The organism is Mesorhizobium sp. M0768 (assembly GCF_040320195.1).
Lineage (GTDB): Bacteria > Pseudomonadota > Alphaproteobacteria > Rhizobiales > Rhizobiaceae > Mesorhizobium.
Window position 1 is genome coordinate 119,329 of sequence record NZ_JAMYPD010000008.1, and the last position, 13,455, is coordinate 132,783.

The following is a 13,455-nucleotide window of genomic DNA, read 5'->3' on the forward strand; positions in this document are numbered from 1 at the left end:
CGGTACTGAGTCAGCATGCACCGTAAACAACTATGGTAACTCAGCCGTTAATATCGCGGTAAGAACCTGTCAGGCTCTATTAACAAGCCGCAAACAAGAGGCTGAAAACCATCTGCATTCGTCGATCCGGCCCGCATCGGCCGCGCGCCTTTACCGGCCATTAACCCTAACAGGATGATAACCGAGCTCGATCGTTAAGGTTTGCCGCAGAGTCGCCGGCTATTCAAAGGTACGTGTCCGCTCATGAAAAGCACTGCTCCCCTTTTCCGCGCGCTGCTTGCCGTATCGATGCTTTCGGGCTGCTCCAGCTACCGGCCGACGCCGGCCGCATTCCATGAAGTTCTCGACCAGCCCTATCGCCTCGGCGCCGGCGACCGCGTCCGCGTAACCGTGTTCGAGCAGGAAGGACTGACCAATACCTACAGCGTCGATCAGTCCGGCTATCTCTCGCTGCCGCTCGTTGGCAACGTGCCGGCGCGCGGCCACACCGCCCAACAGCTTGAAAGCGAGATCGCCGAGAAACTGCGCCAGGGTTATTTGCGGGATCCCGATGTTTCGGTAGAAATCGATCGCTACCGGCCGATCTTCGTCATGGGTGAAGTGGGTGCGGCGGGGCAGTATTCCTACGTTCCAGGCCTGACCGTGCAGAAAGCCGTCGCCATCGCCGGCGGGTTCACGCCACGCGCCAACCAGGAAAGCGTCGATATTACCCGCGACATCAACGGCAAGGTGATAACCGGACGCGTGGTGATCTCCGACCCGCTGCTGCCCGGCGATACAGTCTATGTTCGCGAACGCCTGTTTTGATGTGCTGACAAAGTGGCGGACACACTCAGGATCGTCCACTGCTTTCGCTCACCGGTCGGAGGCATCTTCCGGCATGTGCGCGACCTGACCGAGGCTCAGGTCGCCGCCGGCCATGCCGTCGGCATCGTCTGCGATTCGACGACGGGCGGCGATTTCGAGGAACGGCTGTTCGAACAGATGAAAGGCAGCCTGGCGCTCGGCATTCACCGCACCCCGATGCAGCGGCATGTCGGGCCAGGCGATCTCGCCTCGGCCCGGCGCACCTATAGGATCATAAAAGAATTGCGGCCGGACGTGCTGCACGGGCATGGCGCCAAAGGTGGCGCCTATGCCCGTCTGTTCGGCTCATTGTTACGGGTATCCAGGTCTCGCGTAGCCCGCCTTTATTCGCCGCATGGCGGCTCGCTTCACTATGACGAGACCACCGCCATGGGGAAGCTGTTCTTCGCGCTCGAGCGCTTCATGGCTCGCTTCACCGATTGCCTGCTGTTTGTTTCCGATTATGAGCGGCGGACTTATCGCAGGAAGGTCGGCGAGCCGCCCATTCCGAACGCTCTCGTCCACAACGGCCTGCGCGCCGCCGAGTTCGAGCCGGTGCGGACCGAGCACAATGCGGTTGACCTCCTCTATATCGGCATGATGCGCGATCTCAAGGGCCCGGACATCTTCATCGATGCGCTGGGGCTAGCCGCGACACGGCTCGGCCGCCCATTGAAAGCGCTGATGGTCGGCGACGGCGACGACCTGGCGCGCTATCGCGCCCAGGTAGATCAGCTCGGCCTCGAGGTCAGCTTCCTGGCGCCGATGCCGGCCAGGCTCGCCTTCAAGCTGGCCGAACTGGTCGTCGTTCCCTCGCGCGCGGAAGCCATGCCCTATATAGTTCTGGAAGCGCTCGCCGCCGGCAAGCCGATCATCGCGACGGCGGTCGGCGGCATACCGGAAATCTTCGACACCGGCTCGCCTGTCCTGATCCGGCCCGACCCGCGCGAACTTGGCGACAAGATAAGCGCCGCATTGGCCGATCTCGACACCTACAAAGGCCTGATGCCCGGCCTCGCCGACCTCAAGGCACGCTTCGGCGCCGATGTAATGGCCGCCGAAATCGAAAAGGCCTATTTCGCCGCGCTCAAAAAATAGAACAACGGGTTTCCACCGGGCTGCTCCTGGTGAAAGCGTCTCCAAAGCCATCCGTTGTTTCAAGGGTTTCTTAGCTCTCTTTTGCTATTCACCTGAGGGAAACCTGCGGACGCCCCATGAACGAAATCGACCCAGCGCGCCGTTTTTCGCTAGACGCGGTGCGCAAATTCGACGCCCCTGCCGAGAACAATACGGCCGGCGGCATGAACGATGTTGCCCGCCAGGTCGCCTCGCAATACCGGCGCGATACGATGTCGCCGATCATGGTGAGCGGCGTCCTGCGCATGGTGGAATTCGCGCTGCTGTTGGTGTCAGGTCTTGCCGTCTATTTCTATTATGTCGGCTTTTTCAACTATCTTGCCTGGCAATACTCACTGACGATCGCCGCCACTTCGTTCCTCGCGGTCGTTCTGTTCGACGTCACCGACCGCTACCAGATCGTCGCGCTGATGCGGCCGATCGCCAATTTCGGCCGTCTCCTGCTGGTCTGGGCCGGAACATTCGCCTTGATGGCGCTCACCGCCTTCACCATGAAAATGTCGGAAGACTATTCGCGCCTGCTCTTCGGCACATGGTTCGTCGTCGGTTTCGTGCTGATCCTGGGTCTCCGCCTGGTGATGTCGAAGCTGATCCGGCGCTGGGCGCGCGACGGGCGGATGGAGCGCCGGGCCGTCATCGTCGGCGGCGGCAAGGCGGCGGAGGTATTGATCCGCTCGGTCGAAAGGCAGCCCTACAACGACATCCGCATCTGCGGCATCTTCGACGACCGCGGCGACAAGCGGTCGCCGCCGGTTGTCGCCGGTTATCCCAAGCTCGGCACAATTTCCGAACTCATCGAATTTGCCCGCATCGCGCGCATCGACATGCTGATCGTATCGCTGCCGCTAACCGCTGAATCGCGCGTGCTGCAGTTATTGAAGAAGCTGTGGGTGCTGCCGGTCGACATCCGGCTATCGGCGCATTCGAACGCTCTGCAGTTCAGGCCGCGCGCCTATTCCTACATCGGCTCGGTGCCGATGCTCGATATCTTCGACAAGCCGATCAACGACTGGGATTCGGTCGCCAAGCGCGCCTTCGACATTGTCTTTTCGATCATCGGCATCATCGTGTTCTCGCCGGTGATGCTGGCGACCGCAATCGCGATCAAACTCGACAGCAAGGGGCCGGTGCTGTTCCATCAGAAGCGGCACGGCTTCAACAACGAGATCATCGACGTCTACAAGTTCCGTTCGATGTATACCGACAAGGCGGACCCGACGGCCAAACAGACCGTGACCAAGAACGATCCGCGCGTCACCCGCGTCGGCCGCTTCATCCGCAAGACCTCGGTCGACGAACTGCCGCAGTTCTTCAATTCGCTGTTCGGTTCGCTGTCGCTGGTCGGGCCGCGCCCGCACGCCATTGCCGCGCAGTCGCACAACCTCCTCTACAATGAAGTGGTCGACGGCTATTTCGCTCGCCACAAGGTCAAACCCGGTGTGACCGGCTGGGCGCAGATCAATGGCTGGCGCGGCGAGATGGACACCAACGAGAAGATTCGCATGCGGACGGAATACGACCTCTATTACATCGAGAACTGGTCGCTCTTGTTCGACCTCAGAATCCTGTTCCTGACGCCGATCCGCCTGCTCAATACGGAAAACGCGTATTGAGCGCGACGGCCTATGAATTGCCCGCGACGGCGGTCAACGCCAAGCTGATTGCATTGATTGCTTCGGGGGCGGTTTTCCTCGGTGTTTCCCTGTCGGGCTTCGTCATCGATGAACCGGCGCCATACGACCTCTATATGGTCGGGCTGATCGTGGTGTGGCCCTTGTTCGGCCTGCGCATACAACGCGCGGCGGTGCCGCTGCTGGTGCTGCTGGTGATCATGAACATCGGCGGCATGATCTCGATGACGCAGATGTCGGACCTCGCCGGCACGCCGCTCTATCTCGCCGTCTCGCTGTTCCTGGCCTTAACCGCGGTTTTTTTCGCTTCGGTAACGGCGGTCCGGCCCAGTCTCTACCGGGTGATCTTCGTCGCCTATGTGGTGTCGGCGATGCTGACTTCGCTGGTCGGCATAGCCGGCTATTTCCATGCCTTTCCAGGAGCGGAGATCTTCACCAAATACGACCGTGCCGCCGGCGCCTTCCAGGACCCGAACGTGTTCGGTCCGTTCCTGGTGCTGCCGGGCATCTACCTGCTCTATCTGCTGCTTACCGGCTCGGTCGCGCGCATGCCTCTATTGGCTATGCCGCTGCTGATCATCACCGCCGGCATCTTCTTTTCCTTTTCGCGCGGCGCCTGGGGCATGTTCGCCGTTTCGGCGATCCTTTTGACCGGTGCCTTGTTCCTGCAGAGCGCCAGCGGCAAGTTCAGGCTGCGCGTCGTCGTCATGACCATCGCCGCCGTCGGACTGCTGGTCATCGCAATGATCGTCATCCTGCAACTGCCAGGCGTCGCCGAGATGTTCTCGAACCGCGCACAGTTCGAACAAAGCTACGACACCGCCCGGCTCGGCCGCTTCGCCCGCTATACGATCGGCTTTCAGATGGCACTGGAGCATCCGTTCGGCATCGGCCCGCTCGTCTTCGGCAAGATCTTCGGCGAGGACACGCACGACATCTGGCTGAAGATGCTGATGGATTACGGCTGGCTCGGCTTCGTGTCGTTCCTGACGCTGACGTGCTGGACGATCGCCGCCGGCTTCCGCATTCTGCTGCGCGACCGGCCGTGGCAGCCTTATCTTCTATGCGCCTACGTCGCCTTCATCGGCAATATCGGGCTCGGCACCTTCATCGACATCGACCACTGGCGCCATGTCTACCTGCTGCTCGGCTTGATCTGGGGTGCCATCGCGCTCGAATACCGCCACCAGTGGCAGTTGCGGGCGACGCAGCGACCGGCAATCCCCGTCGCGGTTGCCTCAGGCAGGACAGCAACCGAATTCGGTTGACCGGACCCGGTCTATCACGATACATCGCGACCGGTCCGGAGTGTAGCGCAGCCCGGTAGCGCACTTGACTGGGGGTCAAGGGGTCGTCGGTTCGAATCCGGCCACTCCGACCATTAAAATCCAAAGGCTTAGCCAGTTTTCCCCCAAAACTGGCTGTACAGACGATAGCCGCACTGCAGCAGCGCAACATACGCAGGCGTGATCTCATCGAGGGAACCGATCACGCATCACTCGTGCGCGAGGCACGGAGGCTGGCGTCTAGCCAGAAGCCCACCGAGAAACCGCGCGGTAATGGCTAGGTAAGCTTTGCTGCGTACGCCAACCTTTATCGTGAGAAAAGGTCCCGCCGCACATGCCAGAACGGCGGGACTCGATCAGGCGCCTTGCATCAGGCAGGGGTGACTCGGGGGTTGGGCATGCCCGGTGCGCGCGGATCGTACTGAACCCTAGGCGCATCAGCTACAATGCGTCCACCAACCGTCGGTTGGAAAGAACTAATTCAATCCCGACGGCTGGCCTGGCCTGAACAGGCGCGCGCTCAAGGCTCAGTTTCTTCCCGGGGAGGAGCTTTTTGGTCAGGACAATCAGGATAGGGCAATTCTTCACACGGAGAGGGCCTGTCGCCAACGCTGCGATAATGTTCCGCGAGTTTTGCGAAACCGTAGGCGAAGGCGAAAAGAAGCGCGAGGACAACCGCTATTCGGACGGCCATACCGTATTGTAGCAGGATCCTCGCATTGGAGCGCGCGGCGTTTTGGTACGTTTGAATGTTGAGTTCGAAAAAGGTTGGCTCTAGTTGAATTGCCGTCGTCCGCAGTTGTAAGGGCGAGCGGACGCTACGAAGATGCCACGCGCTTTCGCCCTTTTCGGGAGAGATGCAATGTCGCTTCAAGGAGTTGCCTGTCCTGCCGAGCTGACCATGTTGACCAAGGCACTTGATGCCCGATGCCGTGAACTAGGCCTCGCTGATGGAGATCCAGGCAGAGAAGTGCTCGGCCGCAGAGTGATGGATTTATTTGAAAGTGGTCAGCTCAGCGCCGAAGATTTGAGACTGGCTCTGAGCGGCGAGATCTTTAACGCCAAAAATCCTCCGGCCGGAGCCAGTGGGCCTTGATACGGCAAGCGGCTATCCGCGCAGCCATTTGAATCACTGGCCCAGCGTCGGCTTCCGTGTGCGCAGGAGCGCGTGTGAACAAATGTGATTTTGCGGTCGGTGCCAGACGGGCTAACTTTACCCATCGAACGAAAGAGGAGAATGATCATGAAGACATTCCTCGCAATAGCCGCGGCACTGACCATGTCCATATCAGCTGCCTCTGCGGATTGCCCCGCGCATTCCAAGGTTCAGGCATCGGTCGACACGCAGACGAAGACAGCAAGCGTCGAGAAGGCCGATATGTCGACTGTCACGGACGCTCAGACGATCAAGAAAGAAGAGCCACAGAAGACCGAGTAGCGGTAACGCTCAGCGGATTCCACGACCCGGATAAATCGCTACTGGCACACATCCACCCACTCGGCGTCGACGAGTTCGGCCAGGCGTTGCGGGCTGAGCCGCACGGCGGCATTCGTCGCGCCTGCCGCCGGGACGACCTCGTCAAAGGCGCGCAGCGAGATGTCGCAGTAGACCGGGAGCGGCGCCGGTAGGCCGAACGGGCACACCCCACCGACGGGATGGTTGGTCGCGGCGAGCACCTGGTCGGCGTCCAGCATTCGCGCCTTGCCACCAAACCGGTCCTTGAATTTGCGATTGTCCAGCCTGGAGATCCCGCTGGCCACGATCAGCATCGTCTGGTCGCCGGCGCGCAAGCAGATCGTCTTGGCAATCTGCGCCGGCGCCACGCCATGCGCTTCGGCGGCCAGAGCCACCGTCGCCGAGCTTGCCTCCGTGACGATGACGTCAATGTCGGGCGCGTGTGCGGCGAAGAAGGCGCGAACGGATTCGAGGCTCATCTCCAGCAATTTCCGTCTGGCGTCGCCGTGGCGGCCGTCAAGTCCACTAGTGGCCGAAAAAACGAAGCCCGCCAGGGCGACCCATGGCGAGCTCGTGGAAGCATGACACGTCGCTACGACACGGATCGCCTTTTGGCAGGCAACACGGCTTCGTCAAACAGAGCGCTTTCCGGAAATTGAAGCGCGGAGGCAATACGCCGACGTTTCGAGGGATCGGCATCCTTGCCGCTTTCAACGTCGGCAATCTCATAGGCTGCCAGCCCGCACGCCAGGGACAGCTCTTCGATGCTGTATCCACGGGCTTCCCGGGCGGTTCGGACGGCACTGCGTTCAGGCGTAACCGCGCTCGCCGCCAGTTCGGAGTAAGGTTCGCGTTTTGCTATTTGGGGCATTGGCAACTCCGTGGGATGAAAGAGTTAGATCAAATCATGTTGTTGCCTGAGACGATCGGGAGAATGCCCGCTCGCCGGTGATTTGCCAAGCATCAAAGATAGCGTCACGGCATCGTGAACCGACGCCGGAATGGATGGCGGATGCCGGCGAGCTGACATCTGGCCGGATCGTCAGCAGACACAGTTCGGAAACGAAATTCTACAGGCCGGAAAAACTGCCGAAAAACTCCAAGGCGATAGTCCCAACCGCAGCGCTCGAGTCACCGACCTGAATCAGTGACGCTCAAATTCCGCCTGCGCAAAAAGGAAACGATGTCATGAAGAAGCCTCTTCTCTCCGCCCTTGGACTTGCAATCGCACTTGCCCTCTCGATGCCGATCATCGGCGCAAGCAGCGCGAATGCGACGACGATGCACACCACCGTCAAGAAGCATCACCGCCATCACTACCATCACCGCGTCCACCATTACCGCCACCATCACAAGAACATTGTCGCGAAGAAGTACTGAAAAACACCCTCGGGCGAACAACCCGCAATCAGGCGTTCTGGTCCTGGATCAAGGGCGGCGCGCTTGCCGGGTTTGCCGTGTCGGCGAAAAATGGCGGCGGTCCGCTGACCACCGCCATTTGCTTTTCTTAACGTGCCGACCTTGAACGCGCTCGCGGCGCGTTTTGCTGCCGGCCGCCGAGGAACAGACTGGCGACAAGCCCGACCAGAACCAGCCCGACAGCGGCCGCCGTCGCCGGGTGATCTCGGGCGGTCTTCTCGATCGCCCGGCCTTGCCTTCTGATTGCCGGCAAGGCGTTGCCGAGCCGCTCAGTGATATCCGAATAGTAATCCGACGCGGTATCGCGCCCGTCTTCGTAAAAGGCGCCGCCCTGCTTCAACACGGCTTTCTTCAAGGTGGCCAGTTCCCTGGCCAAGGCCGCGACCTGCTTGTTGAGATCGGTGTCGGAGATGCTCGAAAGCGATGCCATGACGTGCTTCCTTCATCTGCAGAAGGAAGCCTAACGCATGACCCTGAAGACCGTTCCGGTCAACCCGGCGGGCTCTAGCGAACCTGATCGAGCAGGCGCTTGCATTCCAGGAGGTCGAACAGCGCCTCCTGCAGCAACGCGCGATTGTCACGGGAAAGTTTTGACGTGTCCGGCGGAACCGGACCTTCCTCGTCGGTCTTGCCCATACCGAAAAAACGACGGCTGGGTTTCACCCTCGGCTGGCCAACCAGCATTTCGTCGTCCGGGCCGCGCGGCTGCGCCGCTTGCGTCAGCGGTACCGTGTCGGCCTGTCGGCGCTGCGAGATCGCCTCGACCGCCGCCATGTCGCCACTGCCGACGGCGATCAGAAACTGGTTGCCGTTCTCGCGCAACAGCTTCTGCACGCCCTTGATCGTATAGCCCTGGTCGTAGAGCATATGACGAATACCCTTGATCAGTTCGACGTCCTGCGGACGGTAGTAGCGGCGGCCGCCGCCGCGCTTCATCGGCTTGATCTGGTTGAAACGCGTCTCCCAGAAACGCAGCACGTGCTGCGGCAAATCCAGATCCTCCGCGACCTCGCTGATGGTGCGGAAAGCATCAGGGCTCTTGTCCATGGACGAATCCTCACGCTAGAGCATTATCGCGAAAGGCGGGAACCGGGTTCGGGCGACATCACGCTTAACAAAGAGAGCAGCTTTCCGTCCCGGCGGAACGGATCACACCCAAATACCGATCCGGCCTACCGAATCGCATCTTATTTCAGCGGTTTATGAAACAATATTCAAGCCCGGCGCAAAAGCCGGGTTCATTTTTCAACCGAAGCCTGGAGCATGATTCTTGGCAAAGGGGGATGGGCGGCTACTTGCTACCCTTGGCTTTGCTGTTTTGATGGGAGCGCAGGATACGGTTCTTCAGTACGTTCGACGACTTGAAGGTCATCACCCGGCGCGGCAGGATCGGCACTTCCTCACCGGTCTTGGGATTGCGCCCGATGCGCTCGTTCTTGGAGCGGACGTGGAAGGTCGCGAAGGACGACAGCTTCACCGTCTCGCCGCGAACGATCGCCTCGCAGATCTCATTCAGCACCGCCTCGACAAGCTCGGCCGATTCAGTACGTGACAGCCCAACCTTGCGGTAAACGGCTTCGGCGAGGTCGGCGCGCGTAAGTGTCTTTCCCCCCATACGAACCGTCCCATCAGCTCAAAAACATAAATCGATACAAGCAACGGCAGAACCTAAGTAATTGATCCGTCAAGGTCAAGGACCCGAACCCGATAGTTCGGCACTTACCAGCGGAGCAGGACGGCACCCCAGGTGAAGCCGCCGCCCATCGCCTCGAGCAGTACCAGGTCACCCTTTCTGATGCGACCGTCGGCGACGGCTGCGGACAGTGCCAGCGGCACGGAAGCCGCCGAGGTATTACCGTGCAAATCGACGGTCACCACCACCTTCCGCTCCTCTATCCCGAGCTTTTTGGCCGAAGCGTCAATAATTCGTTTATTGGCTTGATGCGGCACGAACCAGTCGAGATCGGCGGCGCCGATGCCGGCCTGTGCGAACGTCGCCTCGATGACGTCGGTGATCATGCCGACCGCATGCTTGAACACTTCGCGGCCTTCCATCCTGAGGTGCCCGACCGTTCCGGTGGTCGACGGCCCACCGTCGACAAAAAGCTTGTCCTTGTGGATGCCGTCGGAGCGCAGGCTGGCCGCCAGAACGCCTCGGTCGGCGATGCCGCCTGCCCCCGTGCCTGCTTCCAGCACCATCGCGCCGGCGCCGTCGCCGAACAAAACGCAGGTCGAGCGGTCGTTCCAGTCGAGAATACGCGAAAATGTTTCCGAGCCGATCACCAGTACCCGTCTGGCCAAGCCGCCGCGGATATAGAGGTCGGCGGTCGTCACTGCATAGACGAAGCCGGAGCAGACCGCCTGCAGGTCGAAGGCAAAACCGTGGTGCATGCCGAGCCGGTTCTGGATCTCGACCGCGGTCGCGGGAAAGGTGTTGTTCGGCGTCGAGGTCGCCAGCACGATCAGGTCGATATCGTCAGCCGTCAGGCCGGCGCTGTCGAGGGCCGCGCGCGCTGCCGCCTCGCCCAGCGAGGCCGTCGTCTCGTCGTCGGCCGCAATGTGGCGCTGGCGAATGCCGGTGCGCTGGACGATCCACTCGTCCGACGTCTCGACCATGCCTTCGAAATCGGCATTCTTCATAATGCGGCGGGGCAGCGCGGCGCCCGTGCCACGCACGACGGATCTGATCAATGCTCTTTCCTATTCCTTTGCGTCGATGACGACGTCGGATTTCCGGATTGTCTGGGCATTCGGATTGCGGGCATGGAACAGGTCGAGATCGGCTTCGATGCGGTCAAGCAGATTGTTGCGCACCATGTCGTAGCCAAGCTCGATCGCCGCCGCGAAGCCATCCGAATCAGCCCCGCCATGGCTCTTCACCACGATGCCGTTCAATCCGAGGAAGACGCCGCCATTGGAGCGGCCGACATCCATCTTCTCGCGCAGGCGATCGAAGGCGGTCTTGGCGAAGATATAGCCGATCCTGGCCATCAGCGTCCGGTTCATCGCCGCGCGCAGATAGCCGGCGATCTGCCTAACGGTGCCTTCCGCCGTCTTCAGCGCGATGTTGCCGGCAAATCCCTCGGTAACGACGACGTCGACACTGCCCTTGCCGATGTCGTCACCCTCGACAAAGCCATGGTAGTTCATCGAGGCCATGTTGGCCTCGCGCAACATACGACCCGCCTCCTTGACCTCTTCCTGACCCTTGATCTCCTCGACGCCGACATTGAGCAGCCCGACGCTCGGCCGTTCGATGCCGAAAACCGAGCGCGCCATGCCGGTGCCCAGAATGGCAAAGTCAACCAGTTGATGCGCATCCGCGCCAATGGTGGCGCCGACGTCCAGCACCACGCTCTCGCCGCGCAATGTCGGCCAGAGCGCCGCGATTGCCGGGCGATCGATGGTCGCCATGGTGCGAAGGCAGAATCTGGACATTGCCATCAGCGCGCCGGTATTGCCGGCCGAGATGCAGGCGTCGGCAGTGCCTGCCTTGACCGCCTCGACGGCCTTCCACATCGATGACTTCCAGCGGCCATGGCGCAGCGCCTGGCTCGGCTTGTCGTCCATCCGCACTGCGATCTCGCAGTGCACGAACTCACTCACTTCCGCCAGCTTGGGGAATTTGGCGAGTTCGGGCCGTACCACTTCTTCGCGCCCATAAATGACGAAGCGTATATCCGGACGGCGGGTGGCGACAGTCATGAGCGCCGGGATCACCACGCTTGGCCCGTGATCGCCGCCCATGGCATCGATGGAAATCCTGATCACGCGGTGTTCATCTCACGGTTGATTGGCCAGCGGGCTTGCCAAGGTGCGGGGCTCGCGAAGGTTCGGCGAAAATAACGGTTTTGGGCTGCCGCACAACCAACTTTTCTCAAATTGGGTCAGCCATCAGGATTTTCCCAACAGTGATCTGAGCTTTTGCTGGAATTCATTCTCCACAGGCTCGGCATCGCCGGCGGCCTCCAGCGATACACCCGGCTTGCGCGGATATGGATCGATCGCCAAGCCAAAGAACTGCTCGGCAAGCGCCCCGACGTCGATCGCATCGCCGGAAAAGGTTTCCGGGCTGTCCGGGCCTTCGGCGTCGAGCAGGATCTCACCGCCGCCGTCGAAACCTTGCCGCCCGAGCTTGGATTGCTCCGGCAGGAACAGCGCTTCGACCGGCTCGTCGATATGCGCCTCGACCGGGTCGAGGGTGACGATGCAGGCCTGCGTTATATCGGCCTCAACATGGCCGCTGACTTTCACCCCGTTGCGTTTCCAGGGCTCGACCAGGAGTTCGGCGCGATAGTTCTCGACCGAAAGCAGCTCGTGCTCGACGGCCAGCAGGGCGCGCTGGCCAGCGTCGGCATCGATCACCACCGGCAGCCCCTTTTGCGGCAGCCGGGCGACATTTGCCAGGAATGACACTGGGCTGTGGGTATCAGGGTATTTCATCTTCGCCTCCACTTCGCCACCTTCATCGGCCTGCCGTCGCTCAAGCGTTGGCCACGGGAAATGACACCGTTCCGGAAACGATCGATTCGGTCGGCTGTTCCGCGAGTTGCCTTGATGCATCGGCGGCATAGAGTGCCAGTTGCGACGCTTGCGGCCAGGCGCCGGCATCCGGCCTGACATTGCGGGCAAGGGCGACGGCGAGTGCATCATGGTCATTTCTTTGCAGCGCATCATCATAGGCGGCGGTACGGCCATAGAACATTTTCGCGAGTTTCCGCATTCGCTTCGGCACGCCGACGTCGCCAATGCCCAATTCACGCAACGAATGTTCGACATCCATGAAGAACTCGTCGATCAGCACCTGCGCAACCTCTGCCGCAGCACCGCCCTCGCCTCGCAACCGGTGCTGAAACAGGAACATGTGCAACGACAGCATCTCGAAGCGGCCGAGCGGCGTGTCCGGTACGTTCCAGGCGGAATAAAACACCGTTTGCCGCGCCGCCGCCACGATTTGTGCGTAAAGCGCCTCGGTGATGGCGCGGTTGGCATGTCGTTCGCGGCCAAAGAGGCGCTGGAACATTTGAGGGTGGTCTCCCGGGACCGTTTGTTGAAGTGGCCTTGTTGCATCGGCAAGCAAGCTGGTTTACCGGTTTTGCGGCCCAGCGCAAGTTGCGGCCAGCTTATGGAGTTGTAGTTGCGCGCGCTGAAATTCAAGTCGACTTTCCTGCCCAAGCCCGGCGGTGCGGTTTCGCTGCTGGTGATCGCTGCGGCACTTTCCGCCTGCAATTCGTCCAAGATGATCGGCGATCTCAATCCGAGCGAGACGCTGACGCAAGGCTACGTCATAGACCAGCAGGCGATCGACCTGGTGCCGGTCGGCTCAAGCCGCGAACAGGTGCTGCTGGCGCTCGGCACTCCCTCGACGAAGGCGACCTTCGATAACGAGGCCTTTTATTACATTTCGCAGACGCGCAAGCGCTATGTCGCCTTCGACAAGCCGCGGCTGGTCGACCAGCATGTGCTGGCGGTCTATTTTGGCGATGACGGGCGCGTCACCCAGATCGCCAATTACGGCTTGAAAGACGGCAAGGTGTTCGACTTCATCTCGCGCACCACGCCGACCGGCGGCAAGGACCAGAACTTCCTCAGCCAGATCATCAGTGGCGCCAGCAAGCTGGCGCCTGGTATTCCCGGCGCCAGCGGCGGCAGCACGCTCGGCGGCAGCTGATCCACCCGA

General features: G+C 61.0%; 17 protein-coding genes and 1 tRNA gene. 9 read left to right on the forward strand and 9 right to left on the reverse strand.

Annotation, left to right across the window (positions count from 1 at the left end; translation table 11 throughout):
• Window positions 1-243 precede the first annotated feature (243 nt).
• The 7 genes from NKI08_RS13570 (at window position 244) to NKI08_RS13600 (ending at window position 6,338) form a co-directional block, all read left to right on the forward strand.
• Entirely contained in the window at window positions 244-807 is a 564-nt protein-coding gene (locus NKI08_RS13570; protein WP_352682029.1) for a polysaccharide biosynthesis/export family protein, read from the forward strand.
• 12 nt (window positions 808-819) lie between these two features.
• Window positions 820-1,944: a glycosyltransferase family 4 protein gene (locus NKI08_RS13575; RefSeq protein ID WP_352770036.1), complete on the forward strand. Its 1,125-nt coding sequence runs from the start codon at window positions 820-822 to the stop codon at window positions 1,942-1,944.
• A gap of 116 nt (window positions 1,945-2,060) precedes the next feature.
• Window positions 2,061-3,596 carry an undecaprenyl-phosphate glucose phosphotransferase gene (locus tag NKI08_RS13580; RefSeq protein ID WP_352770039.1) on the forward strand — a complete coding sequence of 512 codons (1,536 nt, stop codon included), beginning with the start codon at window positions 2,061-2,063 and terminating at the stop codon, window positions 3,594-3,596.
• Window positions 3,593-4,882 (forward strand): O-antigen ligase family protein, encoded by a 1,290-nt coding sequence (locus NKI08_RS13585; protein WP_352770041.1) that lies wholly within the window; start codon window positions 3,593-3,595, stop codon window positions 4,880-4,882. The genes NKI08_RS13580 and NKI08_RS13585 overlap by 4 nt, the downstream gene beginning before the upstream one ends.
• A 36-nt stretch (window positions 4,883-4,918) precedes the next feature.
• Window positions 4,919-4,995: transfer RNA gene (locus NKI08_RS13590), tRNA-Pro, on the forward strand.
• 767 nt (window positions 4,996-5,762) lie between these two features.
• The gene (locus tag NKI08_RS13595; RefSeq protein ID WP_352471996.1) at window positions 5,763-5,996 is read left to right on the forward strand and encodes a hypothetical protein; all 234 of its coding nucleotides are present in this window, start codon (window positions 5,763-5,765) and stop codon (window positions 5,994-5,996) included.
• A gap of 147 nt (window positions 5,997-6,143) precedes the next feature.
• Window positions 6,144-6,338 carry a hypothetical protein gene (locus NKI08_RS13600; RefSeq protein WP_023674517.1) on the forward strand — a complete coding sequence of 65 codons (195 nt, stop codon included), beginning with the start codon at window positions 6,144-6,146 and terminating at the stop codon, window positions 6,336-6,338.
• Window positions 6,339-6,376: 38 nt separating this feature from the next.
• Here NKI08_RS13600 and NKI08_RS13605 read toward each other — a convergent pair whose 3' ends face one another.
• Entirely contained in the window at window positions 6,377-6,835 is a 459-nt protein-coding gene (locus NKI08_RS13605) for a YbaK/EbsC family protein (protein ID WP_352770045.1), read from the reverse strand.
• A gap of 113 nt (window positions 6,836-6,948) precedes the next feature.
• Complete coding sequence (locus tag NKI08_RS13610; RefSeq protein WP_352646556.1) at window positions 6,949-7,227, reverse strand: helix-turn-helix domain-containing protein; 279 nt, start codon at window positions 7,225-7,227, stop codon at window positions 6,949-6,951.
• Between the two features lie 317 nt (window positions 7,228-7,544).
• Here NKI08_RS13610 and NKI08_RS13615 point away from each other — a divergent pair, with 317 nt between their 5' ends.
• Window positions 7,545-7,736 carry a hypothetical protein gene (locus NKI08_RS13615; RefSeq protein WP_352770048.1) on the forward strand — a complete coding sequence of 64 codons (192 nt, stop codon included), beginning with the start codon at window positions 7,545-7,547 and terminating at the stop codon, window positions 7,734-7,736.
• 127 nt (window positions 7,737-7,863) lie between these two features.
• Here NKI08_RS13615 and NKI08_RS13620 read toward each other — a convergent pair whose 3' ends face one another.
• The 7 genes from NKI08_RS13620 to NKI08_RS13650 form a co-directional block, all read right to left on the reverse strand.
• Window positions 7,864-8,205: a hypothetical protein gene (locus NKI08_RS13620; RefSeq protein WP_352501526.1), complete on the reverse strand. Its 342-nt coding sequence runs from the start codon at window positions 8,203-8,205 to the stop codon at window positions 7,864-7,866.
• Window positions 8,206-8,279: 74 nt separating this feature from the next.
• A complete protein-coding gene (locus tag NKI08_RS13625) occupies window positions 8,280-8,822 on the reverse strand; it encodes a MerR family transcriptional regulator (protein WP_352682035.1) in 543 nt (180 codons plus the stop codon).
• Between the two features lie 244 nt (window positions 8,823-9,066).
• Window positions 9,067-9,390 carry an integration host factor subunit alpha gene (locus tag NKI08_RS13630; protein WP_023717292.1) on the reverse strand — a complete coding sequence of 108 codons (324 nt, stop codon included), beginning with the start codon at window positions 9,388-9,390 and terminating at the stop codon, window positions 9,067-9,069.
• Between the two features lie 104 nt (window positions 9,391-9,494).
• Window positions 9,495-10,466 (reverse strand): beta-ketoacyl-ACP synthase III, encoded by a 972-nt coding sequence (locus NKI08_RS13635; protein ID WP_352682037.1) that lies wholly within the window; start codon window positions 10,464-10,466, stop codon window positions 9,495-9,497.
• Window positions 10,467-10,475: 9 nt separating this feature from the next.
• A complete protein-coding gene (plsX, locus tag NKI08_RS13640; protein ID WP_352472001.1) occupies window positions 10,476-11,546 on the reverse strand; it encodes a phosphate acyltransferase PlsX in 1,071 nt (356 codons plus the stop codon).
• Between the two features lie 123 nt (window positions 11,547-11,669).
• Window positions 11,670-12,218: a YceD family protein gene (locus NKI08_RS13645; protein WP_352501524.1), complete on the reverse strand. Its 549-nt coding sequence runs from the start codon at window positions 12,216-12,218 to the stop codon at window positions 11,670-11,672.
• Window positions 12,219-12,258: 40 nt separating this feature from the next.
• Window positions 12,259-12,798, reverse strand: coding sequence for a ubiquinol-cytochrome C chaperone family protein (locus NKI08_RS13650; protein ID WP_352501523.1), 540 nt, complete (start codon window positions 12,796-12,798; stop codon window positions 12,259-12,261).
• Between the two features lie 114 nt (window positions 12,799-12,912).
• Here NKI08_RS13650 and NKI08_RS13655 point away from each other — a divergent pair, with 114 nt between their 5' ends.
• The gene (locus tag NKI08_RS13655) at window positions 12,913-13,446 is read left to right on the forward strand and encodes an outer membrane protein assembly factor BamE (protein ID WP_352472003.1); all 534 of its coding nucleotides are present in this window, start codon (window positions 12,913-12,915) and stop codon (window positions 13,444-13,446) included.
• The last annotated feature ends 9 nt before the right edge of the window (window positions 13,447-13,455 follow it).

Bases quoted from the DNA above. Each gene is read 5' to 3' on its own strand.
- NKI08_RS13570 (WP_352682029.1), top strand. From the start codon at position 244: ATGAAAAGCACTGCTCCCCTTTTCCGCGCGCTGCTTGCCGTATCGATG.
- NKI08_RS13580 (WP_352770039.1), top strand. From the start codon at position 2,061: ATGAACGAAATCGACCCAGCGCGCCGTTTTTCGCTAGACGCGGTGCGC.
- NKI08_RS13595 (WP_352471996.1), top strand. From the start codon at position 5,763: ATGTCGCTTCAAGGAGTTGCCTGTCCTGCCGAGCTGACCATGTTGACC.
- NKI08_RS13600 (WP_023674517.1), top strand. From the start codon at position 6,144: ATGAAGACATTCCTCGCAATAGCCGCGGCACTGACCATGTCCATATCA.
- NKI08_RS13605 (WP_352770045.1), bottom strand. From the start codon at position 6,835: ATGAGCCTCGAATCCGTTCGCGCCTTCTTCGCCGCACACGCGCCCGAC.
- NKI08_RS13610 (WP_352646556.1), bottom strand. From the start codon at position 7,227: ATGCCCCAAATAGCAAAACGCGAACCTTACTCCGAACTGGCGGCGAGC.
- NKI08_RS13615 (WP_352770048.1), top strand. From the start codon at position 7,545: ATGAAGAAGCCTCTTCTCTCCGCCCTTGGACTTGCAATCGCACTTGCC.
- NKI08_RS13620 (WP_352501526.1), bottom strand. From the start codon at position 8,205: ATGGCATCGCTTTCGAGCATCTCCGACACCGATCTCAACAAGCAGGTC.
- NKI08_RS13625 (WP_352682035.1), bottom strand. From the start codon at position 8,822: ATGGACAAGAGCCCTGATGCTTTCCGCACCATCAGCGAGGTCGCGGAG.
- NKI08_RS13630 (WP_023717292.1), bottom strand. From the start codon at position 9,390: ATGGGGGGAAAGACACTTACGCGCGCCGACCTCGCCGAAGCCGTTTAC.
- NKI08_RS13645 (WP_352501524.1), bottom strand. From the start codon at position 12,218: ATGAAATACCCTGATACCCACAGCCCAGTGTCATTCCTGGCAAATGTC.
- NKI08_RS13650 (WP_352501523.1), bottom strand. From the start codon at position 12,798: ATGTTCCAGCGCCTCTTTGGCCGCGAACGACATGCCAACCGCGCCATC.